A 24,578-nucleotide genomic window follows, 5' to 3' on the forward strand; every position below is an offset into this window, starting at 1 on the left:
GTAAGCGCTCCATAAACCCCACCGACTACAAGATGGGTAGAGCGCTTAGCTGGGCGATACCGGCGAGCAGTTCCACGGCAACAGCGCTTCGTAATCTTCAACCGAGTCCGCCAGTGGTAGCCGTTCTAATGCGTGGCGCAGCCACGCATAGGGCTCTTGGCCGTTGGCTTTGGCAGTCTCGACCAAGCTGTAAAGTTGAGCACTGGCGGTCGCGACTTTGGGTGTGTCGCTAAACAACCAGTTCTTTCCTCCGATGACGAAGGGCCTGATCGCGCGCTCGGCAGCGTTGTTGTCGATTGGCAGATAGCCTTCCTCGACATACCGCTCCAGTTTGTTCCAGTTACTTGCCAGATAGCCGATGGCCTTGCCCAAGGCGTTCTGAGACGTAACTTGTGGCTGCGTCTTTTCCATCCAGCTTTTTAACTGAGCCAGTACTGGCAGACTCCGATCATGACGGCCGGTTTTACGATCGTCGTCACACGCATCCTTTAGATCACGCTCTACGCCATACAGTTTGTTGATCAAGTTCAGCGCGATGTCGGCACGTCCTGTCTTGCCTTTAGGCTGCACTTTTTGTGCTTCCACGAACTTGCGACGAGCATGCGCCCAACACCCTAGACGCTCGACCCTGGCTTGCGCACCCAGCGCGTTGTAACCGGCGTAATCATCGGCCATCAGATAGCCGCGATAACCTTCGAGCAGGCGCGTCGGTACCTCCTGCGCACGGCTGGTGGAATAGTCAAAAAGGATCACTGGTTTATCTGGCGGGCCGCCGGTTTGCACCCACATCCAAGACTGGTTGCCTGGGTCTCGGTCAGGCTCTTTCAACACCTGCACGCGCGTTTCATCGCAGTGGACAACACGGCTGCCCAACAGGCTATCTTTATATCCAACTCGACCAGCGCCGCCAGGCCGTCGATAGATTTTCGGAAGTCGACGGTCTTGGGGTACAGATACACTTTTTCGACTTTGGCATCGGGTCGCATCATGGCGAGCTGGCTCCTGAGGGAATCGGGAGCACAGCATCCGGGATCGGATCAGCGCTTTGAATGTGGGGTTTATGGAGCGCTTACCTTTAAACCCCCATCTCTTTACCCACTGCATTTATAACCAATGCAGTGGGCATCTCATACGTTTACATTAACTTATTACCTAATACGTCGCAGCTGTAAAAATGAGAGTTCTCTCATATATACCCTTGCCGCCGCCCCCCTAGACTCGCCCCACACGAGACGCGCTCATACAGCTCCCCTAATTCGTCCCGGCATCGTCTCGGTTTTTTAATGCTTGGACCTCACTTAAGAAGACTCTTCATTTATATGAATATTTCCCGGTTACACGTGTGTTTCGGAATAACGCTGAGCATGTTCGGCTCTTCCGCTTTTGCTACTTCTGGCAATATCGACTTTGAAGGCATGATTACGAGCAGCACGTGCCCTATCGAGATCGTTAACCCGGGTGACGGATCCATCGGAAACCTTGTCAATATGGTTGATGTTGAGGCCAGTCGCTTTACAGCGCTTAATCAAGATCGCGGCGGTAAAGCCTTCTCCCTTCGCCTGTCCCCCGACGCGGGGTGCGCATTAGATCCCGCAAACCCAAATACAGCGACTGTCACGTTCAGCGGCCTAGCAGACGCAACCGGTGATCATTATGCAATCAAAGATAGCGGCGACCCTGCCAAAGGCGTTGTGATTGTCATCAAGAATAAAAGGGGTGATATCGTAAAGAACGGTGTTGAGTCCTCGCCCTTCGACCTGAGCGCAACCTCTCCCACTGATATGGAGTTTGATGCGTTTTACCGCTCAAGCTCCATTCCTGTCAGCGCGGGTTCGGCGTCGGCGAATATTGCCTTCGTAGTGAAAATCAACTGACACCCTTCAACAAGTGCTGCAAACCCTGCTCAAAGGTTTCAGCATCCTGTTAAAGCTGTGCACCAGGACGTATCTGCGTCCTGGTCGAAGGTAATTCTGATGCTTAAGTTCATATCCATACGCCGTGCAGTCAGCATGGCCGTAACGCTACTGCTCGCCACCCAATCGTGTATTAGCCAAGCAGCCTTGAGCCTGGGCGGCACAAGAGTCGTGTTCGAAAGCGACAAACGCAGTGTCTCTGTCATCGTGCGTAATCCCAGCCAGGATACCTATGCAGCCCAGGCCTGGATAAACACAGAAGCAGACGATACAACCACGGCTGTTCCCTTTATTGCATCGCCCCCATTGTTTCGACTTGATCCAGGCAAGGATCAACAGGTGCAAATTAATGGATTGCCAAATGCCCTGCCCACGGATCGAGAGTCACTGTTTTACTTCAATATTCAAGAAATCCCGCAAACCAACGCAATAACCACCAATGCACTCAATATTGCTCTGCGCACACGCATCAAACTTTTCTACCGCCCTCAGAACCTTCAGGGCAGTTCTGTAGCGCGCTTAGAGGAGCTTCAGTGGTCGGTTCTGGAAGTTGGCGGTAAGACTCGGTTGAAGGTCAACAACCCAACACCTTTTCATGTGTCGTTTGTACGGCTTGAGGTGCTTGTAAACGGCAAGTCGGTTGTACTCCAACAGCCGACCATGGCGACGCCCCTTAGCGAGCATACCTTTGACCTTCCGGGTATGAAACCCATGCCAGGGATGCAGGTCGTGTTTTCTGCCATCAATGACTATGGCGCCTATACCTCACCCATAACTCGCCCTATTCAGACAGTCCGCTAAAGCGCTTACGCACCAAACTCTTCATCGCCAGGAACTTACTCATGATCCGCCCTCTTGAACGAGCGCTGCCCCCCAGTGCGCGCGTCGCTCAGCTTTTTGCTGTTGGTATTGCATTCTGCGCAGTGATCGAAGTTCGGCCCGCAAGGGCCCAAACTGTTGAATTTCAACATGGCTTTATGCGCCAAAACAGCGAGCACAGCGAGGACGTCAGCGCCTTGGCTTTAAAAAGCCTGTCAGAAAAAAATGCACTACCTCCCGGTCGCTACCGTGTCGCCCTGAGAATCAATCAAAACTATTTCGCCGAGCGAGAGATCACGTTCGAATCCAATCCTCAGAACAACGGGCTGTCACCGTGCCTCAATGCTGAGCTTTTAAAAGAAATGGGCGTTAGATCCGAGACATTCAGGCCCGAACACAACGCTCAAGCGTGTATCGATTTGCCAAACCTTATCAGCGGCGCAAGTTTCACTATGGACAATAGCACCCTGCGCCTCTCCGTTTCGATTCCTCACATTGCGATGCGTCGCGACATCATAGGCTTTGTACCTGTCGGGCAGTGGCAAACAGGAATCAACGCAGCTTTTCTCAACTATCAAGTCTCTGCCCAACAAGGCAACAGCCGTTACTTAGGGAGTCGAGAAAGCCAAGACATGAACTTGACCAGTGGCCTGAACTTGGGGGCTTGGCGCTTTCGCAGCAATCAGTCACTGCGACAGAACGACGACGGCCAACGCGAATGGCTGAGGGCTTATACCTTTCTACAACGCGATCTCCCCGGCACACATGCCATCCTGACACTTGGCGAAACATTCACCTCTGGCGACGTTTTTCGCAGCATGCCGATCATGGGGCTCTCGATAAATTCTGACCTGGGCATGTTGCCTGATGTTTTACAAGGTTACGCACCTGTAATCCGTGGCGTCGCACAAAGTCGCGCCAAACTGGAGGTGCTGCAAAATGGCTACCCCATCTACTCCACTTATGTGAGCCCTGGCGCGTATGCAATAGAAGATCTGAGTACGGTGGGGGGCAGTGGTGAACTGGAGGTAGTCTTGACCGAAGAAGACGGCCAAATCTCTCGCCGTACTTTGCCCTATGCCAGCATTGGTAACTTGCTGCGTCGTGGCGTGTGGCGCTACAACGCGACAGTCGCAAGGTATAATTCGGCTTACGAACTTGAAGAGCCGCTACTCTGGCAAGGCACTTTGGCGATGGGGACTCTCTGGAATTCAACGCTTTATGGCGGTGCGCTTGCAAGCGAATTTTATCGTGCTGGCACTCTGGGACTGGCTAGAGATTTCGGTTCGGCGGGTGCTTTGTCGCTCGATGTCACGCACGCTAATGCAGAGGTTGACTCTGAGACATCACACGTCGTGCAAGGTATGAGCTACGCCATCAAATATGGCAAATCGTTTGAAACCCGTACCAACTTGCGCTTTGCCGGGTATCGATACTCGACTGAGGGTTATCGCGACTTTGAGGAGGCACTTCGCGAACGCCGTCAGGACGGATTTTATGGCAGCCGTCGCAGCAGACTGGAAGCGTCCGTTTACCAAAATCTGGGTAAAAGCAGCTCTATAGGCCTGACTTTTTCCCATCAGGATTATTGGTTCAGTGACTATCAACAGCGTCAGTTTCAATTGCAGTTCAATACTCACCACAAAGGCATCAGCTACAACCTATATGCCTCACAGGCACTGAGCGAACGCAATGGCATGAAGACTAACCGCCAGATTGGGTTAAGCATTTCACTACCGCTTGATTTCGGTCGTTCTACATCCCTGACCTATGACGCGCAGAAATATGGTGATCGCTTGAGTCAGCGCGCCAGCCTTGGCGGGAATGCAATTGACAATCGACTTAGTTATCGCGCATCAGTCAGCCACGAAAATACCCAGCAAACATCCGCAACGATCGCCCTCGGTTATCAGACGGCCTTTGGCAGCGTGGGCGCTGGCTTCACCCACGGTCGTGATCATCGCAATCTCAGCCTAAATGCCAGCGGAGCCGTACTCTTGCATGATTCGGGTATCGAGTTTGGTCCGTACCTGGGTGAAACCATGGGGATCATCGAAGTTCCCGATATCCCTGACATCGGCGTCGTCAACTCCCCAGGAGTACGAACCAACCAACGTGGTTTTGCCCTGGTTCCTTATCTTCGGCCATATCGGGTGAATGAAGTGCAGTTGAAAACAGATGATCTGGGCCCTGAAATCGATATTGATAACGGCACGACCCAATTGATTCCACGTCGCGGCGCCATTGTTAAAGCAACATTCAATGCCCGAAAAGTCACGCGCATGGTTATAACGGGCTTCACATCAGCAGGCACCCCGCTGCCTTTTGGCGCACGAGTGAGTGATTCGACTAATCAAGAGCTCGGTATGGTAGGTCAAGGTGGTCAGGTCATGTTGAGCGGCGCAACAGGCAAAAAAACCCTGCAAATACTTTGGGGCGATGACGCTCGCCAAGGCTGCAAATTACACGTGGACACCTCAACGATGGAGCACCGCAATGGGTATTACCTGCAAACCCTACAGTGCCAATAACTCACTCTGCATCAATGTCTGCATGACTACTCCCCCCTTCACACGTTCGGAGCCTGCATGAAACGTTCAATTTCATGGCTGTTAGGTCTAGTCATTTTTAGCCACCTGCTGCCCGTATGGTCTGCGGACAGTACGAACACCTGCTATTGGCAGCCGTTAGTTCCTCAAGGCCCCCAGCTTTACCGTTATGACATGGGCAGTGTTTACATACCGCGAGATGCTCAAGTAGGCAGCGTCATAGGAGAGTTCAAGAAAGGAGGTGCCAGCTACGATGAAAACAACGCAGTCCTTAAGTGTTCCAATGATGGCAATCATATCCTCGATTTTGATATTAGTGCGTTCAATACTATTTCGCCGGTGATGCTGCCCCCTGTGAACGGCGAAGACGTAAATGGTAAAGTCATTGAAACTAATATCAGTGGCGTCGGGGCGTATATAGAGTTAGGAAGTCCATTCAACGGCGGAGGACCTAATGTATTTGAACCCAATGGACCTCCATCTGTACCGTTCACTGCCATTCACAACAAACGAATGACAGCAGAAATGACTCTGTCATTGCTTATTCATAAAATAACACTAATTAAAACAGGTGCCATCACGGCTGGACCGCAATTCCTGGATGGCAGTATATTGGCGACATCCACCCTATCAGGTGTCGGCAAGGCATTTGATTTTGGTATATCCGGAACAGTCATCCAGGCCCAGTGCAGTGTTTCTGCTACAGCCGTTAGTGCAGACCCTGTTGATCTTAAACAGTGGGTCATGACAGACTTCAGTGGACCCGGAACCGGTACAACCCCTGTACCTTTCTCTATAAAACTTGATAATTGCATTGCAGACCCGGCTAACGCCAACATAGCGACTGCTCATATTTTTCTGGAGGGCGCTAAAGGCTCAGCGCCCATTGATGCACAAAAGGGCATATTTAGTCTCAGCCCCGACTCAACAGCGAAGGGCTTTGGGATTCAAATATTACAAAACGATGGCATAACACCTTATGAACTCCAGAAGGTAATACCCATTATTAAAATCACGCCCGGGGAAGTTCTAATGAATTTCAAAGCGCGCTTCATACAGACCGGCCCTAGCAAAGATCTAGAACCCGGAAATGCTAAGGGCGCACTTGGGTTCACCATCACGTATCAATAAAAATAAGCGCCTCATCTGTGGAACGAGGAGGCGCACAAGCAATACGATTACTTCTCCAACTTTAAAAAATATTTACGGTACTCATCTTCGTCCATCCAGGTCTCTTTATCATCGAAGCTGAACACGGTGACTAAGGTCAGCTCGCTGGGTATTTTGAAGGGTGCAATCTCCTCAGCCGTTATCTTCCAGGTAATGGTATCCCCGACATTATCCTCTGTAACCATCAGCCCAGGCTCAATCTGAAACTCAGCCACTAGCTGAATGCCGCTCACACCTTTAGCCCAAATATGAACGTATTGGCCTGGCAATATCCAAAACCACTTAAGTTCAAGTGTGACATCCAGTCCGGCCGGCGGAAAATTGCTGACACTTACGCTGGGTGAAGCACAGGATGCGTAAGGCAGCCCATTACTCTGCACCATATTCATCTGTACTGTTAACGTTTCAGAATCAATCCCTTGTTCATCACCGCCCCCTATCAACTGGACTTGGTATTTAACGGGAAAAGAATGCCCCATATTTTGGGGCATGTACGCTGTCGACACTGGGAATAATCGATCAGTCGGCAGTTCACTCCAATCGCTTACATAATACCCAGGCTTACCCTCCCGGCCCCAAAACACCCTGACCTTTTCACCAGGGTATATATCATTGGTCTTGGGTATTTCAACGGTAACGCCCTGCCTCGCATTAATCGGGTCCAGATTGACTGTAGAACCCGCTCCGCTGGCCTCCATCACTTTGGGTCGAGGGAGGTTGCGGGGGGCAGCCGCTGCCTGCACTTGCAATTCAATCCGTTCCGAAGCCAGGCTGACGTTACCGGCACGGTCCTCAACTTGATAATGGGCATAGCGTTTGCCGTCGCCACGGGTACGGATCATATCCCCGGTAAACGTTAACGGCGGTAAAACCCCAGTGATATCGTCTATCTCCAAGGTGAGTGTATCCACCACTTCAATATCAGTGTCAGATGAGCCCCAGTACCAGGTAATCATATCCCCCACCTTTTTGCCGCTGTAGTCAGGCAGGGTGGCTAACACTTGATCATTGTTTGCGGGGTCTGCCAGGTAGGCAGCGGTGATGCTGTTGGGGGGGCTGACTTCGGGGGGGAAAATCAAGGTGCTGTCAGTGGCTAAAAGGGGCGAGTTTTTATCAATGGTGATCGTAAAGACTTTAGAACCTTGAGTCGTCTGGCTCCAAATAGTGACTAGATAATGAAGCTCGTGCTCACCTTCCAAAAGCCGGTCAGCCGGAATGGGCACAAAAAGATCATTTGCATTAATAGGCGCTGTCCACACCTTTTTACCCACTTCAACAGTCCCGAGGAAAATTTGAATCTGTTCAGGGTCTTGCTCAGAGGGCTGAGAGTTCTCCCATAATTCAAATTTAACTTTAAGAGGGTTGAAAGGGTCGCTCCAGGCTGCTCGTGCAAGAAGGTTTATTTCTTCACCATCCGCTATATCAGGCAATGGGGCGGGGTCTGTTGAGGGTGGGGGCAGTAACGCCAAGGCATTAGTTGACAGCATGGCAGTCTTCCGTTGATAAGGGTCAAGTAACGAGGGCGGAACCCGCGAATCGTCTCGCCCTCGGGTAATAACCATTTAATCCAACTTGACTTCTGCTGGACACTGTCAGAAGTAACAGTATCCAACATTAAACCAGTCGTTTTACCAGCTATAACGTACGCCTACATTGGCGCCCCATGGCTGTTCAATTTTGTCGCCATTGCTGTAATCAAAATCAGCGTGCACTGAAACCTTGTCAGTCAGCGTCACGGCAATACCAGCGCCCAACTCGCCACGAGAGCCCGAAAGGTCATTATTGAAGACGTTATTATTGACCTCAACCTTGGTGTTATTGGCAAACTCGTGAACGTAGGCCGCACGTATGTACGGTTGCATCACCTTACCCTCACCCAGATTAAAATTACGCCCGGCAGTTGCACCGACTTTGCCAAGCAGGGAATGCGTGCTCTCGCCTTCTGCAGACAAATCGTTGTCCAGGTGATAATTTTTGCCGCCAACGACAAGGCCCGATAACTGAGTGAAAGGTTCGACAAAATAATCGTCGGCCAACGCGATATGACGTCCGAACTCCAGAGACGCCCCCACACCATTGTTGTCATAGCGGCCTTTGGTCTGGGTACCATCGCTCAGTTGAACCTTGGACTCGTTCTGAAAACGGTTGAACTTAAGCACACCGTCAAAATAGTAACCGCTTTGTTGATCCATCCAGGTGGTGTAGGCACCCACATAGTAACTATTGACGGTGCCCGAGGTACCACCGCTCAGAGCCAGATCGGATTTGCTGTAGCCACCCAGCACCCCCACCAGCCACTGCCCATCACCCAAAGGTAACGGCGCGTCCGCACCAAAAGACAAGCCTTGTTGATTTTGCTGATAGGCCACGCCGGAACTGGCGCTGACATCAAACTTGTTACCATAGGCACGCATCCAGCCACCAGCCTGGCCCTGATCCATGCGCACATCGCCCATGCGGCTGCGCAACGTACTTAGCTCGCCATACCACACAGTGGGTGCGGCATTGAACAACGCCATCACCGATCGGGTGCCCGGGCTTATAACGCGAGACGTCGTGTCCAGATACCAGTCGTTTTCACCATGTTTGATCAGGTCGTAATCAAAAGCCCCCAAGCTCACCATGCCACCTGCCAAGGCGAATGAAGCATCACCCGCCTCAATGTGCACGACCGCAGTGGAGCCCGGTGCAACAGGTTCGGTGCCACTGCTTTCAAGCGCCACCAGATGGTTGCCGCTAGCGGTACCCGTAACCGTCAAGGTATTGATCTGGCCCGTGGTGAAATTGTTGTACATGTAAAAAGTGCCACCAGTGCCAGACAGGTTGGCCACAGACAATGAATAAAAATCGCCCGGCTTACCGAACTGCACACCGCCATCATTGAGCGACAGATTCTCGACAGTACCATTACCGTCCATAATCCAGCGGGCATCGCTGTTAACCGTAAGGCTTTGAACATTGTCCAGTTTGCCGGTCAGTGTGGCCTGATTCTGCAGCGTCACATTAGCGGTGCTCATGTCGTCTGCGACGATATTGCCGACCAAATTACTGTTATCCACCGTCAAATTACCTTCGGCACCCCTAACGACTTCCATCAAGGTGCCGTTACTACCCTTCAACGTTGACTGATCGCGCACAATAATATCGGCCACTACCGCACCGACTCCGAGGGTATCGACAAGAATGGCCGATCCGGCGAGCCCCTCAACATGCGTCTTGTCGCTCAAAACAAGCGTGTTTTTTCCAGAAACATTTATATCGACACTGACCTGAATGCCTGCTCTGTTTCCCGTAATAACACTATCACTGGCATTGACTGTGCCACTAAACATGCGAAGACCTGTCGCACTATTACCCGTTCCAGACACAGTGCTACCAATCAAATTAAGCTCGCTCAGACCATTGACCACAATGCCATGAGCCACGCCGGTGATCGTACTACCAATCACGTCAGCAGAAGAACTTCTTGAATCAGCTACACCGTAACTTACAACCAGTCCTACTTGATCGCTGCTGATCGTACTGCCCGTTATAGTGGCCGTGCCGCCTTGCAAACTGACCCCGGCTTTACCAATAGCGTTTACCTCTGAACCCGTCAGATTCAGCGTTGACCCTTGCACTGAAATGCCTGCCGTTTTGGCCCCAACGGCATTTAACGTAGCATCATTAATCAAATCATAATTAAAGACTGCAGTACTCGAATCTATATCCAGTGTCGTACCATCAATCACTTTTGCAAGGCTGTGTTCACTCACCACTAATAAGGGAGCAACAGATAACATCTTCAGCGCAAATGAAAGTCGATTCATGTTGAAAACTTCAAAAACAGGCATGAGAGGCTCCTTGATCTAAACGATGCGTGGCAAAGCGTACCCTTTCTAAGAACGACGAATTGCCTTGCATAAAGGTGCCGGAGATTACTCAGAAACCCGCTAAGAATATGCAGGCGAATCCTGACGATGGCGTAGGATAAAAACTACGTTCATCCATATCTCCTGAAAATACCTATAGGCAGTTGCGAAACCCTAATAGCCTCGCAACTGCCGTGCTTTAGCTTATGGAACTGTACTCAGGTCGCAGGTGCCACCGCCTGCTGACAGAACGACCCCCGTGTCGGACGCAGCAGAGGTTTCATCTTTTCCATTTACAGATAAGGTGTAGGTGACCTCACCTTTGCCTTCCTGATCGGTAGGTCCAGCCCATGTAGGCAGAATCTTAGTGTCGTAAGGTCCGACGAACCACATCACACCATTGGCTGCCTCCACATCACTAATAGGTCCCAGCGTTTCACTCAAACCCGCTCCAGGAACAAGCACGGGATTGCCGTAGGTTGTATAGGCCTTCCATTCAACATCAATCGTCATCCCCGATTTCAGGTAGTCACTTGGGGGAATCAAGTAATGGAAGCCAATTTCCCCTCCTTCAATGACCAACGATCTGCAGGTCAGTCTTTTTGTTGTAGAGCCGATGAGGTTTTGCGGTTCAGCGAGAGGCAGATTAATCTTCAAGAAATCAATCTGCACGTGCGCAACAACTGAAGAGTCATCATTATGAGCGGCAGCCGAATTGCTGAGCGTGTAATGCACGGGCATCTTAGCGCTATTTCCTTCGGGCTTGATGACATCCCAATCGAGGTCGATTGGAACGGTATCACCGGCTGTGTCGTTTGCCGTATCGATGATGTAAGGGATGCCGATCGCTTTACCATTCCAATAAACTTGATAGGTATCACCATCCGCGAGAGGCGCAACCAACGTAATGTCTGCACGAATCGGTTGATCTTCATCATTGGCTTCAAGTACGTTTTCTACGCCCGACTGACCGAACACCTTAGGAGCCAGCAGCGCAGGGTTGGTCGGATCAGGCCAATCCGGATTCTCAGGACCTGGCTTAAAGAAGTCGACCTTGACCACTGTTTGTTTCTCGGATTCAAACGCTACCCCTCCGCGATAGACCGTGTAATAAACAGGTGTATCAACTTCTCCAGTGTTCACACCGTATTCGTCTTTCATATGCATTATCGGGACGGGAAGGCTAAACCTCTCGGGGTTCACTCCTACCGGGGTGCGAATACTCACGGGGTTTGATCCCCAAACTATCTCGATTTCATCAGTTTCTTTACCATTGGGGATGCGGGGGAACTCCACATGCACCCCGGTATAAGCATCTGCACGATTTATGATGCCATCCGAAGCCTCCGGCACAGTAGGCGAAACCATCGTAGAAGGTGGCAAATCGCCTAACGCCACCGGGATCAGGTCATAAGCCGAAATCAAACTGCGGTTACCTGCTTTGTCTATAAGGGTATACCCACAGCAATACCGACCATCGGGCAACGCTTTGATAGTAGCGACCGGAATTTTCACCTTGCCATCAGTCCCAGGCACTACATCAATCGGGTCAATATTCTCGGGGTCTTCAGGCAACTTGTCAGGCAACCAAGTAAAGGCAATTTGATCGCCTTCTGCCGCTCCGGTCCAACTCGGAACAGTCCCTTCAATATCCGTCAGCCCGTTCAGGGTAGTGTCAAAGATCGGGCCACCACCAAATCCGAAAGTAACTTTACCCGGCACGTCTGGAAAGTTCGGCGGAATTTTATCGATGACGATAGGAACTCTACTTGAAGCCGTCTCGGTCTCTACATAATTGAAGTGAACGTACCAAAGTTCAAACGGCCCTTCATTACTCGTATCCAACAAAAAATCGCTAGGAATGGTGATTATCTGAGGGAAGCCGGTGATAGGGCTGGGGTAGGTCTCTGTTTTAAGATCAACATAATCTGAGCTCCCAACCCGAGCAATTCTCAATGAAATTTTATCAGCCTCATTAGGCGGAGGCTGTTGACCCCAGTCGGGTATTTCTACCTCTATCCCCTTGTCGAGTAACTTACGCTCTAACAGTCCTGCCGGATTCCCCGCAATGACCCCTCTGACCACAGGGTCTTTCACGCTTACGTTTACAGCACGCCCTGCCACTCGATGAGCCCAAGCCGGTTGCGATGCCTGTTTATTATCTTTACGTGCCATAAATCGCTCTCCGATAAATATCGACTAGCCACTGAGAAATTAATTGCTATTAGCACTCTTGGGTAAATCAAGACGAGTGGGATAGCAATTTTTCCTACACTTCGTGCGACGTGTAAGACCCCACGTGGATTAAGCGCGCTTATTTAAAATCGCGAAACTGTCAAACTTGACAGGTATTTATGCATACAGCCCACGCGCCTCTCAGCCACGCAAATCAGCCATTTCGTACGACTTTTCTCTTTCAAATATCCGACATATCCGAGAAAATCCCGCTCGCTTGCGCCCAGTCAAATCGAGGTCTAGTCTCGGCCCATCGCTGCACATTCAGCGGTCGGGTTTAGTCGCCCGTTTTGTATGCGGCGCAAGGCGCCACCTCCGCGAGGCGCTTTTTTTACGGCCTGCGTTTTATGGTGGCCGTGCGCAGGGCGCCCTCGTGGCGCGCCGGGTTCCGTATACACCGGTCGACTAACCTGCGTACGGCTGCCACCCCCTCGTTTAGTCGCGACAGGTGATAGCTCCTTTTATGTATACGGAGTTGCCCCATGAAAAAGATCGTCCCCGACCCACCTGCTTTCACCCTGCAAGACGCTGCGCCGTGCGATCCACAGTTGTTGGACCGGGCCGCCGCCGATCGTGCGCTTGATTACTACCTGCACGGCCATAAGCCCACTCGCCCCGTGGACACGACCACGTATGCCATCGCGAACAGCGTCAATTTAGAAGCGGCTTTGGCCCAAGCGTCAGACTTGTTGCGCTGCGCCGGGGCATCGGCGACTGAGGCGGGGAATGGCATGAGCGGGCCTGCGCGCGACCTGGTGTTGTCGATCACACATTTGGTTGCACTGGCCAAAGCCTACGTTGATAAGTCGCTGGACAGTCTGACAACGCACTGACGCAGCACGCGCCTGAGTGCAAGCAGGCGCGACACAACAGGTTGTGCCGCCGGACATCCGCTCCCGGTGCGCGTCAACACCCCCTACAGATTGTGGGCGTCAATGCCCAAAAAGCGCGAGAGTGCTTCGCGTTGGGCCAGCGCATCCTTGCGCCCCAGTTCGATCAACTCGGTGCAGTACCCCTTCTCGAACAACAAATAGCTGAGCACACCTGCGCCACTGGTTTTGGTCGCACCCGGCCCACGTAAAAACAGGCGCAGGGCGGCGGGCAGTTCATGGCGATGCCGCGCGGCAATTTCGTCGAGGGGCTGGCTGGGGGCAATCACCAGCACGTCCACCGGCGCCAGGCCCGGGCCGTGGGGTTGGTCGGGCAGTAAACGGCTGAAGTGGTTCAGGCGCTCCAGCAGTTCAATGTCGCTCTCAAGGCTGTCAATAAACGTACTGTTGAGCAGGTGGCCGCCGATTTGCGCCAGACTCGGTTGTCGGGCGTTTAAATGGCGCGCTTGTGCGCCTGCCGTGTCCGGCCCTCGCGGGTTGCCGCTGACACCGACCACCAACACCCGCGTAGCGCCCAGATGCAGGGCCGGGCTGATAGGCGCAGACTGACGCACGGCGCCATCACCGAAGTACTCTTCGCCGATGTTGACCGGAGCAAATAAAAGCGGGATGGCCGAGCTGGCCAGCAGGTGTTCGACCGTCAAGGCGGCTGGCCGCCCGATACGGCGATGGCGCAACCAACCGTCGATGGCGCGCTCACTTTGGTAAAAGGTCACGGCCTGGCCCGAGGTATAGCCAAAAGCAGTCAGTGCCACGGCGCGCAACTGCTGCGCCGCAATGGCCTGATCGATCCCCGAAAAGCTGATGTTGTCGTTGAGCAAATCGCGCAACGGCGAACTGTTGAGCAGCGCCACCGGCGCCTGAGGGCCAAGCCCCAACACACTGCGACTCACAAAACGGCTGGCCTGATGAATCACGCCCGGCCAGTCACTGCGCATCACCCGATGGCTTTCGAGGTGCCGCCAGAAGGCGGTCAATCGCTCGACGGCGAGGGTAAAGTTCAGTGCGCCGCTGGCCAGGCTGACTGCATTGATCGCCCCGGCCGAGGTGCCGACGATAACCGGGAACGGGTTGGGCGCGCCCGCGGGCAGCAACTGGGCAATGGCCGCCAGCACCCCCACCTGATACGCGGCACGCGCGCCGCCGCCCGAGAGAATCAGGCCGGTTACCGGCGGCACGCCGCTCACCGACGGGCGCCCTGCAGGCGGCGCGGGTCAGCGGCGCGCGTCGTACAACTTGGGCTCGCCCGGCGGGCGGGTCTTGAAACGGCGGTGAGCCCACAGGTATTGCTCGGGGCACTCACGAATGGCCCGTTCGACCCACTGATTGATGCGCAGGCAATCGGCCTCATCGCTTTCTCCGGGGAAATCCTTCAAAGGCGGATGAATCACCAATTTGTAACCACTGCCATCCGCCAGCCGTTGTTGAGTAAAGGGCACAACCTGCGCTTTGCCCAGCTTGGCAAACTTGCTGGTGGCGGTCACGGTTGCCGCCTGAATGCCAAACAAGGGCACGAAGATACTCTGCTTGGCGCCGTAGTCCTGATCCGGCGCGTACCAAATCGCACGGCCTGAACGCAGTAACTTGAGCATGCCGCGAACGTCATCACGCTCCACCGCAAGCGAATCCAGGTTGTGGCGCTCGCGGCCGCGTCGCTGAATGAAGTCGAACAGCGCATTCCCATGCTCGCGGTACATGCCATCGATGGTGTGTTTTTGCCCGAGCAAGGCGGCGCCGATCTCCAGCGTCGTGAAGTGGAAAGCCATGAGGATCACGCCCTTGCCTTCCAACTGCGCCTGCTTGAGATGCTCCAGCCCTTCTACATGGGCCAGCTTGGCCAGACGCGGCTTAGGCCACCACCAGCTCATGGCCATTTCAAAAAACGCGATACCGGTTGACGCAAAGTTTTGCTTGAGCAAGCGCTTGCGCTCAGCGGCGCACTTTTCGGGGAAGCACAATTCAAGGTTACGCGCGGCAATGCGCCGACGAGCACCGGCAACCCGGTACATCAGCGCACCCAACACACGCCCTAACCCCAACTGCACTTTATAAGGTAGCTGCACCACCAGCCAAAGCACGCCAAGGCCCAACCACAGCGGCCAAAAACGCGGGTGTAAAAAAGCAGCACGAAAACGCGGGCGATCCATTAATGATTCCGGACAGACACAAGGGCCGGGCATTCTACATCGTTCGACCCCGCTTGCGGCTCGCGGGCGTTCTCGTTATAAGTCTCAGCACTTTAAGTGACAAGCCGCAGTAAACCGACCATGAGCCAAACCGAATCGCTAGACCAAGCCCCTGTGTTCCAGCTTAAGGGCAGTATGCTCGCCATCACGGTGCTGGAACTGGCCAAAAACAACCTTGACGCCCTGGATCGCCAACTGGCTGCCAAAGTGGCACAAGCCCCGAATTTCTTCAGCAACACCCCGCTCGTTCTGGCATTAGACAAAATGCCCGCCGGCGAAGGCGCCATTGATTTGCCGGGCCTGATGCGCGTCTGCCGCCAACATGGCCTGCGCACCCTGGCCATTCGCGCCAGCCGCATTGAAGACATTGCCGCCGCGATTGCCATCGACCTGCCCGTGCTGCCGCCGTCCGGCGCACGTGAGCGACCGATTGAGCCGGTCGAAGCCGAGGTCAAGAAAAAGCCCGAAAGACCGCCTGAGCCGGTGGTCAAACCGACCCGCATCATCACCAGCCCCGTACGCGGTGGCCAGACGGTGTATGCCGAAGGTGGCGACCTGGTGGTCATGGCGGCGGTCAGCCCCGGTGCGGAACTTATGGCCGATGGCAACATCCATGTGTACGGGCCAATGCGCGGTCGTGCACTGGCCGGACATAAAGGCAATACCAAGGCGCGGATTTTCTGCCAGCAGTTGAGCGCCGAACTGGTGTCGATTGCCGGCAAGTACAAAGTGTCGGAAGACCTGCGCCGTGATCCATTGTGGGGTGCAGGGGTTCAAATCAGTCTGTCAAGTGACATGTTGAACATCACCCGTCTTTAACGGATACTCTCGCCATTTTCCAACCATCTCAAAAGCGTAGAGAAAACAGTTTAAACCTTGTAGGAAATCAACAATCAGCCAGCGCTTACTCAAGTAAACGCCGAGCTGCACGATCATCCGCCAGGACTGTTCACCTGCCGTCGTTAATAGAGATGTTATTCAGGGGCTAAAAAGTCCTTTTTCCTTAGGGGTGAAACACCTTGGCCAAGATTCTCGTGGTTACATCCGGCAAGGGTGGTGTGGGTAAGACCACCACCAGCGCCGCTATCGGTACCGGCCTCGCACTGCGCGGCCATAAAACAGTCATCGTCGACTTCGACGTTGGCCTGCGTAACCTGGACTTGATCATGGGCTGCGAGCGCCGCGTGGTGTATGACTTCGTGAACGTGGTCAACGGCGAAGCCAACCTGCAACAGGCACTGATCAAAGACAAGCGCCTGGAAAACCTGTACGTGCTGGCCGCCAGCCAGACCCGTGACAAGGACGCATTGACCAAGGAAGGCGTCGAAAAAGTTCTGATGGAACTCAAAGAAACCTTCGAATTCGTGGTGTGCGATTCCCCGGCCGGTATCGAGACCGGTGCGCACTTGGCCATGTACTTCGCAGACGAAGCGATTGTCGTGACCAACCCTGAAGTTTCCTCGGTACGTGACTCGGACCGCATGCTCGGCCTGCTGGCCAGCAAGTCCAAGCGTGCTGAAGAAGGCCAGGACCCGATCAAGGAGCACTTGTTGCTCACCCGTTACAACCCGGAGCGCGTCAGCAGCGGAGAAATGCTCGGCGTTGAAGACGTCAAGGAAATCCTCGCCGTGACCCTGCTGGGCGTGATTCCGGAATCCCAGGCTGTTTTGAAAGCTTCCAACCAAGGCGTGCCCGTCATTCTTGACGACCAGAGCGACGCTGGCCAGGCCTACAGCGATGCGGTTGATCGCTTGCTGGGCAAGACCGTGGAACATCGTTTCCTCGATGTTAAGAAGAAGGGATTCTTCGAGCGTATCTTTGGAGGCAACTAAACAATGAAATTTCTCGACTTCTTTCGCGCCAACAAAAAGCCAAGCACCGCGTCGGTCGCGAAAGAGCGTCTACAGATCATCGTGGCGCACGAACGCGGCCAACGGAGCACGCCGGATTACCTGCCCGCCTTGCAGAAAGAGCTGGTAGAAGTGATTCGTAAATACGTCAATATCGGCAACGATGACGTGCATGTCGCGCTGGAAAACGACGGCAGCTGCTCGATTCTGGAACTCAACATCACCCTGCCAGATCGTTAACCGATCCGGCCGACACCACGGCGACCTGGGCGCCTTCTTTGCGGAGAAGGTTCCCACGTCGCCGTTGGCGTTTCTCAAGAGGCTGTTTTAATGCCGTTGTCGAACATCCATATCATCCATGAGGACGCTGGCGTTCTTGTGGTCAACAAACCGACGTTGCTGCTGTCCGTGCCCGGCCGCGCAGAAGACAACAAGGATTGCCTGATTACCCGTCTGCAAGAAAACGGCTACCCCGAAGCGCGCATCGTGCATCGCCTAGATTGGGAAACGTCCGGGATCATTTTGCTGGCGCGGGATGCTGACACCCACCGCGAATTGTCTCGCCAGTTTCATGACCGTGAAACCGAAAAAGCCTACACCGCATTGGCCTGGGGCCAACCGGCGCTGGACAGCGGCACCATCGATTTGCCACTGCGCTACGACCCGCCGACCAAACCCCGGCATGTGGTGGATCACGAATTCGGCAAAAACGCGCTCACCTTCTGGAAAGTCCTGGAGCGCTGCGGTGATTACTGCCGTGTGGAACTGACGCCGATCACCGGCCGCTCGCATCAACTGCGGGTGCACATGCTGTCCATCGGCCACCCGCTGCTGGGCGACGGCCTGTATGCCCATGAACAGGCACTGGCCGCCTACCCGCGACTGTGCCTGCACGCCAGCATGCTGAGCTTCACCCACCCGCAAACGGGTGAGCGCCTGCGCTTCGAGTGCCCGGCGCCCTTCTGATCCCAGGCACACCCCGTGCGTCGTCGCTGTCGAGAAACGAAAGCAACGACGACGGGATTCACCCGCTCTTGGGATCAAATTGTGTGGCCAATGCGCTAAACTCGCGGCCTTGCTGTCTGGAGTAACTTATGCGCGAAGAGTTGAACCAAGGCCTGATCGACTTTCTCAAGGCCTCCCCTACCCCCTTTCATGCCACCGCCAGTATGGTTCTGCGTCTGGAGGCCGCCGGTTATCAGCGCCTCGACGAACGCGAAACCTGGTTCACTGAAGCCAACGGGCGCTATTACGTCACTCGCAACGACTCCTCCATCGTGGCTTTCAAGCTGGGCCGTCACTCGCCCTTGCACGGTGGCATTCGCATGGTCGGCGCGCACACAGACAGCCCCTGCCTGCGGGTCAAGCCTCAACCCGAACTGCAGCGCCAAGGCTTTTGGCAACTGGGCGTCGAAGTGTACGGCGGTGCCTTGCTGGCGCCTTGGTTCGACCGCGACCTGTCGCTGGCCGGGCGCGTCACTTTCCGCCGCGACGGTAAAGTCGAAAGCCAGTTGATCGATTTCAGGGCGCCCATTGCGACCATTCCGAACTTGGCGATCCACCTCAATCGCGCCGCCAACGAAGGCTGGGCGATTAACCCGCAGACCGAATTACCGCCGATTCTGGCCCAGGTCGCGGGCGATGAACGTGTGGACTTCCGCGCCTTGCTGACCGACCAACTGGCCCGTGAGCACGGCCTTAACGCTGACGTGGTGCTCGATTACGAGTTGAGCTTCTACGACACCCAGAGTGCCGCAGTGATCGGTCTCAATGGCGATTTCATCGCCGGCGCCCGTCTCGACAACCTGCTGTCGTGCTATGCCGGGCTGCAAGCGCTGCTCAATACCGAGACCGAAGAAACATGCTTGTTCGTGGCCAATGACCACGAAGAGGTCGGCTCTTGTTCGGCCTGCGGCGCCGATGGCCCGATGCTGGAGCAGATCCTGCAACGCCTGCTGCCCGAAGGGGATGAGCTCGTCCGTACCCTCCAGAAATCCCTGCTGGTGTCTGCAGACAACGCTCATGGCGTTCACCCCAACTACGCCGACAAACACGACGCCAACCACGGTCCGAAACTCAATGCCGGGCCGGTGATCAAGGTCAACAGCAATCAGCGTTACGCCACCAACAGCGAAACGGCCGGTTTCTTCCGCCACCTGTGCATGGCCGAAGAAGTACCGGTGCAAAGTTTTGTGGTACGCAGTGACATGGGTTGCGGCTCCACCATCGGCCCGATCACGGCCAGCCACTTGGGTGTACGCACCGTGGATATCGGCCTGCCTACCTTCGCCATGCATTCCATTCGCGAACTGGCCGGCAGCCATGACCTGGCGCATTTGGTCAAAGTGCTGAGCGCGTTCTACGCCAGCCAGCAACTCCCCTGAAGCCGAGCGGAGCGGGCCTGCCCCGCTCCGTTAGCTGAAATGTGCGGGCGTACGGCTCAATTTTGATACACGTCACCGCACACTTTCACAATCGGGCCTAGACTGGAGCCCATTCATTCCTTCAGGTCCATAACAATGATCGAGATGTCTGCGTTCCACTCCATGATGATTCCCATTGTGTGCGGCATGTTGCTGCTGACTATCGGTTTCACCCTTCGTGAGCGAACCAGCGGCATCGGCGTCCTGATGATCTGGTGCGGCATGCTGCTGATTTTCGGCACCATCGTGTTCAAGATTCTGGCCAAGCTGAATTCCTGAACGCCTGAGCTTTTTTAGCAAAATCCAGCGATGATTGATTTCATGTGTGACAAGAAATGAATCATCGCTGCCCCTAGCGTACACTCGGTCAACCTGCCCCCCTTGAGGTTGATCGCCCAGTGCTTGTTCGTTTGTTCGCCCTGCCTTATTTACTGCTCGTTTGCGTACTGACGCTATCGCCCCTGACGTCTGCGCACGCGGTCGGCTTGCCCGGCCTGTTAGGCAGCCCGGATAAAACCCAGGCTCAACCCACCGAGCCTCTGGGCCAGTCGCTGGACGAAGTGATTAAAAACCTGGAGAACGATCAGCAGCGCAGCAAACTGTTGGCCGATTTGAAGAAGCTGCGCGACGCCACCAAGAAGGCGCAACCCGAAGCTGAAATCGGCGTGCTTGGGCTAATCGGCAGCACCCTGACCGACCTTGAAAAACAGTTCATGGGCACAGACAGCCCGACCTCGCGCTGGGCACGAGAAATCGAACAGGCACAAGACGAACTCAACGACCTGATGTTGCCTGCCAGCCAATGGCTGCCGATCATTTTTGCCTTTGCGCTCATCATCATGGTCTGGAGCCTGCTGGCCGCGCTGCTGATTTGGGTCAGCCACCGGGTGCGCCTGCGCTTTGGCCTGAGCGAAGAGTTGCCGCAGCATCCCAAGGCGGTAGACATGCTGCGTTTTGCCCTGCGCAAGTTGGGCCCGTGGCTGGTGGCCTTGATGATCACCGTGTACATGAGCTATTCGTTGCCGTCTTCGCTGGGCAAGGATTTGGCCATGGTGCTGGCGTATGCGCTGGTCATCGGCACCTGTTTTTCGGCCATTTGCGTGATTGCTTTTTCCCTCCTCGATGGCCCGCACCGCCACCGCGCCCTGCACATCCTGCGGCATCAGGCCTTTCGCCCGCTGTGGTGGATCGGCAGCTTTGCTGCCTTCGGCCAAGCCCTCAGCGACCCACGGCTGGTGGCCACGCTGGGTGTGCACCTGGCACACACGGCCGCCACGTTTGCCAATGTCATGGCTGCGCTGTCCACCGGCTTGTTCATCATTCGCTTCCGCCGCCCGATTGCTCACCTGATTCGCAACCAACCTCTTTCCCGACGCCTGACCCGGCGCGCCTTGAGCGACACCATTGAACTGCTCGGCACGTACTGGTGGATTGCAGCGCTGATTCTGGTGGGCATCTCGCTGGCCGCGACGTTTATCTCGGCGGGCGACACCAGCACTGCGTTGCGGCAGTCGTTGATTTGCACCGTGTTGGTGGTGCTGTGCATGGTCATTAACGGCCTGGTACGTCGGCACGCGCAAAAACCGCAACGCGGGCACAAGCGGCACGCCCTGTACTCCGAACGCCTGAAAAGCTTCGTCTACACCCTCGCACACCTGGTGGTGTGGCTGGTGTTCATCGAGCTGGGCCTGCGGGTATGGGGCCTGTCGCTGATTCGCATCACCGAGGGCGACGGCCATGAGATCACCGTCAAACTGTTCGGTCTGGGCGGTACGCTGCTGTTTGCCTGGCTGATCTGGATTCTGGCCGATACGGCCATCCACCATGCCCTGACCCGTTCACGCAAAGGGCTGGCCAACGCCCGCGCGCAAACCATGATGCCGCTGATCCGCAACGTGCTGTTCGCGGCCATTTTCATCATTGCGCTGATCGTGGCCCTCGCCAACATGGGCATGAACGTGACGCCCCTGCTGGCCGGTGCCGGTGTTATCGGTCTGGCCATTGGTTTCGGCGCGCAGTCATTGGTTGCGGACTTGATTACTGGCCTGTTCATCATCATTGAAGACTCGCTGGCCATCGACGATTACGTGGACGTCGGCGGCCACTTGGGCACTGTCGAAGGGCTGACCATCCGCACCGTGCGCTTGCGTGACATCGACGGCATCGTGCACACCATCCCGTTCAGCGAAATCAAAAGCATCAAGAACTACTCGCGCGAATTCGGCTACGCGATCTTTCGCGTGGCCATTCCTTACAACATGGAAATCGATGACGCGATCAAGTTGATGCGCGAGGTCGGGCAAAAGATGCGCTCCGACCCGCTTCAGCGTCGCAATATCTGGTCACCGCTGGAAATTCAGGGGGTTGAAAGTTTTGAATCGGGCAGCGCGATTTTACGTGCGCGCTTCAAGACCGCGCCGATCAAGCAATGGGAAGTGTCGCGCGCGTTCAACCTGTCGCTCAAACGGCACCTGGACGAAGCCGGGCTCGATCTGGCCACGCCGCGCCTGAGCGTGCAGGTGATCACGGCAGGCAGCGGTGTTTTACAAAAGGATTAATCCTGCCCCTGCACCTCGACGCCAACATGGATGGCGTCATGTCGCCAGTATTCCAGGTCGCAGTCGATCAGCCGCCCGTGCTGATCGTAGTTGACCCGTGCGATGCGTAGCCCCGGACTGCCCATCGACACTTTCAAGGCAGCGGCGGCGGCCACCGGCAAGGCTGTGGGCACGATCTCGAATTGCACCCGACCGTAATGCAAATCGTAGTGGCGGGCATACAGCTCGGTGATCGACTGCGTCAGATCAAACTCCAAAATCCGTGGGAAGTATTGTGGATTCAAGTAGTGCTCTACATACAGCACCCGTCGTCCGTCGATACGCCGTCCCCGGCAAATTTGAATCACGCTGGACAGTGCCGGTAACTTCAAACGCTCGCACACGGCGGCAGACGCAGGCTGCAACCGCACCGAAATCACATCCGTGGTGGGCACTCGCCCTTGGGCGCTGACCATCGCGTGAAAATGACTGCGCTGCATCAGGTTGTAGGCCAGTCGCGGTGGCGAGATAAACCAGCCGCGCCGCTCTTCGCGGTACACCACCCCTTGGGCTTCGAGTTGCAAGAGTGCTTCGCGCACCGTCACCCGCGTGGTGTCGAACAACTCACTGAGTTTGCGCTCTGCAGGCAATTGGCTGCCGCAGGCCAGTAAGCCGTGCCCGATTTGCTCCTGCAGCGCACGGCTAATGGCTGTCACCGCCTTGGGGGCTTCTTCACGCATAACGTTACCTATCTGGACTAGTCCAGCACCAAATATGGGCAAATGCGGGCCGTTTGCTCCGCGATCCTGAGGTGCCAAGCCTAGGCAGCTCACATGACTGTTCGATGACATGCCTTGCCATTACTGTCGCCAATGTCCCGAAAAACGCGGCTAACGCCATGGTCTACGCTTACTTGCAATGCGTGCGCTGGCCTCAATCTGCCCGTGCGCAGTGGATGCCGACATCAAAGTGTCATACGCCCGGCCTAAATTGGCTCAGGTATTGCTGACCTAGACCAACACCCTGAAAAAGCCCCATAAAAAAACGAGTGAAAAAACCAAGGAGCTACGGATGAAACAGTTTTTTCTGGCATCACTGTTAGGTTCAAGCATCGCTCTGTGCAGCACGGCCATGGCCGCCGACGTCGATTTGAAAACCCTCGAAGCAGCTGCCCGCGCCGAAGGCGTGGTCAACAGCGTGGGCATGCCCGATGAGTGGGCCAACTGGAAAGGCACGTGGGCCGATTTGAACACGCTCTACGGCTTGAAGCACATTGACACCGACATGAGTTCAGCCCAGGAAGTGGCCAAGTTTGCAGCTGAAAAAGACAACGCCAGCGCCGACATCGGTGACGTGGGCGCTGCGTTCGGGCCGATTGCCGTGTCCAAAGGCGTGACCCAGCCCTACAAGCCGACCACCTGGGAGCAAATCCCCGACTGGGCCAAGGACAAAGACGGCAACTGGGCGCTGGCCTACACCGGCACTATTGCGTTTATCGTCAATAAAAAGCTGCTGCACGGTTCCGATGTGCCGACCAAATGGGCTGACCTGAAAACCGGAAAGTACAAAGTGTCTATCGGTGATGTCAGCACCGCGGCCCAAGCCACCAATGGTGTACTCGCCGCTGCACTGGCCAATGGCGGGGATGAAAAGAACATTCAGCCGGCCCTGATCATGTTTGCTGACATCGCCAAACAAGGGCGCCTGTCGCTGGCCAATCCGACCATCGCCACGCTGGAAAAAGGCGAGGTCGAAGTGGGTGTTGTCTGGGACTTCAACGGCCTGAGCTACAAGGCCAAGATGGCCAACCCCGATGACTATGTGGTGCTGATCCCCTCGGATGGCTCCGTCATTTCGGGGTACACCACCCTCATCAACAAATACGCCAAGCACCCTAACGCGGCTAAATTGACCCGTGAGTTCATCTTCAGCGATGCAGGGCAAATCAACCTTGCAAAGGGCAACGCTCGGCCGATTCGGGCTGATCACTTGACGCTGCCAGAAGACGTGCAACGTAAGTTGCTGCCAAATGAGCAATACAAAGGCGTAACCCCGATCAAAGATGCCGATGCCTGGGAGAAAACGTCCAAGGCCCTGCCTCAGCTGTGGCAGGAAGAAGTCATCATTAATATGCAGTAACGCCCTAACCCCTGTA

General features: G+C 55.0%; 20 protein-coding genes and 1 pseudogene. 13 read left to right on the forward strand and 8 right to left on the reverse strand.

All coding sequences use genetic code 11. The features are described from left to right. Positions 1-45: 45 nt before the first annotated feature. Positions 46-885: pseudogene (locus tag HBN68_RS20665) on the reverse strand (IS66 family transposase); the annotation flags it as partial. Beyond that, entirely contained in the window at positions 825-989 is a 165-nt protein-coding gene (locus HBN68_RS20670) for a hypothetical protein (RefSeq protein ID WP_262373582.1), read from the reverse strand. The gene HBN68_RS20670 and the pseudogene HBN68_RS20665, both read right to left, overlap by 61 nt. Before the next feature lie 375 nt (positions 990-1,364). Here HBN68_RS20670 and HBN68_RS20675 point away from each other — a divergent pair, with 375 nt between their 5' ends. From HBN68_RS20675 to HBN68_RS20690, 4 genes are all read left to right on the forward strand, one after another. Beyond that, positions 1,365-1,874: a fimbrial protein gene (locus tag HBN68_RS20675; RefSeq protein WP_262373578.1), complete on the forward strand. Its 510-nt coding sequence runs from the start codon at positions 1,365-1,367 to the stop codon at positions 1,872-1,874. 135 nt (positions 1,875-2,009) lie between these two features. Continuing rightward, entirely contained in the window at positions 2,010-2,714 is a 705-nt protein-coding gene (locus tag HBN68_RS20680) for a molecular chaperone (protein ID WP_262373579.1), read from the forward strand. A gap of 41 nt (positions 2,715-2,755) precedes the next feature. Beyond that, positions 2,756-5,263 (forward strand): fimbria/pilus outer membrane usher protein, encoded by a 2,508-nt coding sequence (locus tag HBN68_RS20685; RefSeq protein ID WP_169965929.1) that lies wholly within the window; start codon positions 2,756-2,758, stop codon positions 5,261-5,263. 57 nt (positions 5,264-5,320) lie between these two features. Further along, on the forward strand, positions 5,321-6,412 hold the full coding sequence (locus HBN68_RS20690; protein ID WP_169965931.1) for a fimbrial protein: 1,092 nt from the start codon (positions 5,321-5,323) through the stop codon (positions 6,410-6,412). 47 nt (positions 6,413-6,459) lie between these two features. Here the strand turns inward: HBN68_RS20690 and HBN68_RS20695 are convergent, their stop codons facing one another. The 3 genes from HBN68_RS20695 to HBN68_RS20705 form a co-directional block, all read right to left on the reverse strand. Next, positions 6,460-7,938 carry a hypothetical protein gene (locus HBN68_RS20695; RefSeq protein ID WP_169965933.1) on the reverse strand — a complete coding sequence of 493 codons (1,479 nt, stop codon included), beginning with the start codon at positions 7,936-7,938 and terminating at the stop codon, positions 6,460-6,462. A gap of 141 nt (positions 7,939-8,079) precedes the next feature. Further along, the gene (locus HBN68_RS20700) at positions 8,080-10,284 is read right to left on the reverse strand and encodes an autotransporter outer membrane beta-barrel domain-containing protein (protein ID WP_169965935.1); all 2,205 of its coding nucleotides are present in this window, start codon (positions 10,282-10,284) and stop codon (positions 8,080-8,082) included. 222 nt (positions 10,285-10,506) lie between these two features. Then, entirely contained in the window at positions 10,507-12,477 is a 1,971-nt protein-coding gene (locus tag HBN68_RS20705) for a hypothetical protein (RefSeq protein WP_169965937.1), read from the reverse strand. Positions 12,478-13,019: 542 nt separating this feature from the next. Here HBN68_RS20705 and HBN68_RS20710 point away from each other — a divergent pair. Further along, entirely contained in the window at positions 13,020-13,370 is a 351-nt protein-coding gene (locus HBN68_RS20710; protein ID WP_169965939.1) for a DUF3077 domain-containing protein, read from the forward strand. Positions 13,371-13,453: 83 nt separating this feature from the next. On the opposite strand, the gene HBN68_RS20715 is transcribed toward HBN68_RS20710, so the two are convergent. Together HBN68_RS20715 and HBN68_RS20720 are read right to left on the reverse strand one after the other, a co-directional pair. Then, positions 13,454-14,614, reverse strand: coding sequence for a patatin-like phospholipase family protein (locus tag HBN68_RS20715; RefSeq protein WP_169965941.1), 1,161 nt, complete (start codon positions 14,612-14,614; stop codon positions 13,454-13,456). 27 nt (positions 14,615-14,641) lie between these two features. Next, positions 14,642-15,574, reverse strand: coding sequence for a lipid A biosynthesis lauroyl acyltransferase (locus tag HBN68_RS20720; RefSeq protein WP_094994009.1), 933 nt, complete (start codon positions 15,572-15,574; stop codon positions 14,642-14,644). Positions 15,575-15,694: 120 nt separating this feature from the next. On the opposite strand from HBN68_RS20720, the gene minC reads away from it, so the two are divergent. The 7 genes from minC (at position 15,695) to HBN68_RS20755 (ending at position 22,444) form a co-directional block, all read left to right on the forward strand. After that, on the forward strand, positions 15,695-16,432 hold the full coding sequence (gene minC, locus HBN68_RS20725; protein WP_169965943.1) for a septum site-determining protein MinC: 738 nt from the start codon (positions 15,695-15,697) through the stop codon (positions 16,430-16,432). 200 nt (positions 16,433-16,632) lie between these two features. After that, the gene (gene minD, locus HBN68_RS20730; RefSeq protein ID WP_094994011.1) at positions 16,633-17,445 is read left to right on the forward strand and encodes a septum site-determining protein MinD; all 813 of its coding nucleotides are present in this window, start codon (positions 16,633-16,635) and stop codon (positions 17,443-17,445) included. 3 nt (positions 17,446-17,448) lie between these two features. Beyond that, positions 17,449-17,703, forward strand: a complete 255-nt coding sequence (minE, locus tag HBN68_RS20735) for a cell division topological specificity factor MinE (RefSeq protein WP_003175252.1) — start codon at positions 17,449-17,451, stop codon at positions 17,701-17,703. A gap of 90 nt (positions 17,704-17,793) precedes the next feature. Next, on the forward strand, positions 17,794-18,429 hold the full coding sequence (locus HBN68_RS20740; RefSeq protein WP_047274219.1) for an RluA family pseudouridine synthase: 636 nt from the start codon (positions 17,794-17,796) through the stop codon (positions 18,427-18,429). A 128-nt stretch (positions 18,430-18,557) separates the two neighbouring features. Beyond that, complete coding sequence (locus HBN68_RS20745) at positions 18,558-19,847, forward strand: M18 family aminopeptidase (RefSeq protein WP_094994012.1); 1,290 nt, start codon at positions 18,558-18,560, stop codon at positions 19,845-19,847. Positions 19,848-19,982: 135 nt separating this feature from the next. Then, positions 19,983-20,165, forward strand: coding sequence for a hypothetical protein (locus tag HBN68_RS20750; protein WP_048365256.1), 183 nt, complete (start codon positions 19,983-19,985; stop codon positions 20,163-20,165). Positions 20,166-20,284: 119 nt separating this feature from the next. After that, positions 20,285-22,444, forward strand: a complete 2,160-nt coding sequence (locus HBN68_RS20755; RefSeq protein WP_094994014.1) for a mechanosensitive ion channel family protein — start codon at positions 20,285-20,287, stop codon at positions 22,442-22,444. On the opposite strand, the gene HBN68_RS20760 is transcribed toward HBN68_RS20755, so the two are convergent. Further along, the gene (locus HBN68_RS20760) at positions 22,441-23,163 is read right to left on the reverse strand and encodes a UTRA domain-containing protein (protein WP_169965945.1); all 723 of its coding nucleotides are present in this window, start codon (positions 23,161-23,163) and stop codon (positions 22,441-22,443) included. The two genes, HBN68_RS20755 and HBN68_RS20760, sit on opposite strands and share 4 nt — an antisense overlap. A gap of 331 nt (positions 23,164-23,494) precedes the next feature. Between HBN68_RS20760 and HBN68_RS20765 the strand changes: the two genes are divergently transcribed. Next, complete coding sequence (locus tag HBN68_RS20765) at positions 23,495-24,562, forward strand: ABC transporter substrate-binding protein (RefSeq protein WP_169965947.1); 1,068 nt, start codon at positions 23,495-23,497, stop codon at positions 24,560-24,562. Positions 24,563-24,578: the final 16 nt, after the last annotated feature.

Origin of the sequence: Pseudomonas sp. WS 5078 (assembly GCF_012985745.1) — a bacterium.
Taxonomy (GTDB): Bacteria; Pseudomonadota; Gammaproteobacteria; order Pseudomonadales; family Pseudomonadaceae; genus Aquipseudomonas; species Aquipseudomonas lundensis_A.

What these genes read in the sequence shown, in the direction of transcription:
- HBN68_RS20670 (WP_262373582.1), bottom strand. Translation starts at nt 989, where the DNA reads ATGATGCGACCCGATGCCAAAGTCGAAAAAGTGTATCTGTACCCCAAG.
- HBN68_RS20745 (WP_094994012.1), top strand. Translation starts at nt 18,558, where the DNA reads ATGCGCGAAGAGTTGAACCAAGGCCTGATCGACTTTCTCAAGGCCTCC.
- HBN68_RS20760 (WP_169965945.1), bottom strand. Translation starts at nt 23,163, where the DNA reads ATGCGTGAAGAAGCCCCCAAGGCGGTGACAGCCATTAGCCGTGCGCTG.
- HBN68_RS20700 (WP_169965935.1), bottom strand. Translation starts at nt 10,284, where the DNA reads ATGCCTGTTTTTGAAGTTTTCAACATGAATCGACTTTCATTTGCGCTG.
- HBN68_RS20685 (WP_169965929.1), top strand. Translation starts at nt 2,756, where the DNA reads ATGATCCGCCCTCTTGAACGAGCGCTGCCCCCCAGTGCGCGCGTCGCT.
- HBN68_RS20680 (WP_262373579.1), top strand. Translation starts at nt 2,010, where the DNA reads ATGGCCGTAACGCTACTGCTCGCCACCCAATCGTGTATTAGCCAAGCA.
- HBN68_RS20720 (WP_094994009.1), bottom strand. Translation starts at nt 15,574, where the DNA reads ATGGATCGCCCGCGTTTTCGTGCTGCTTTTTTACACCCGCGTTTTTGG.
- HBN68_RS20690 (WP_169965931.1), top strand. Translation starts at nt 5,321, where the DNA reads ATGAAACGTTCAATTTCATGGCTGTTAGGTCTAGTCATTTTTAGCCAC.
- HBN68_RS20695 (WP_169965933.1), bottom strand. Translation starts at nt 7,938, where the DNA reads ATGCTGTCAACTAATGCCTTGGCGTTACTGCCCCCACCCTCAACAGAC.
- HBN68_RS20740 (WP_047274219.1), top strand. Translation starts at nt 17,794, where the DNA reads ATGCCGTTGTCGAACATCCATATCATCCATGAGGACGCTGGCGTTCTT.
- HBN68_RS20675 (WP_262373578.1), top strand. Translation starts at nt 1,365, where the DNA reads ATGTTCGGCTCTTCCGCTTTTGCTACTTCTGGCAATATCGACTTTGAA.
- minE (WP_003175252.1), top strand. Translation starts at nt 17,449, where the DNA reads ATGAAATTTCTCGACTTCTTTCGCGCCAACAAAAAGCCAAGCACCGCG.
- HBN68_RS20705 (WP_169965937.1), bottom strand. Translation starts at nt 12,477, where the DNA reads ATGGCACGTAAAGATAATAAACAGGCATCGCAACCGGCTTGGGCTCAT.
- HBN68_RS20750 (WP_048365256.1), top strand. Translation starts at nt 19,983, where the DNA reads ATGATCGAGATGTCTGCGTTCCACTCCATGATGATTCCCATTGTGTGC.
- minC (WP_169965943.1), top strand. Translation starts at nt 15,695, where the DNA reads ATGAGCCAAACCGAATCGCTAGACCAAGCCCCTGTGTTCCAGCTTAAG.
- HBN68_RS20710 (WP_169965939.1), top strand. Translation starts at nt 13,020, where the DNA reads ATGAAAAAGATCGTCCCCGACCCACCTGCTTTCACCCTGCAAGACGCT.
- HBN68_RS20765 (WP_169965947.1), top strand. Translation starts at nt 23,495, where the DNA reads ATGAAACAGTTTTTTCTGGCATCACTGTTAGGTTCAAGCATCGCTCTG.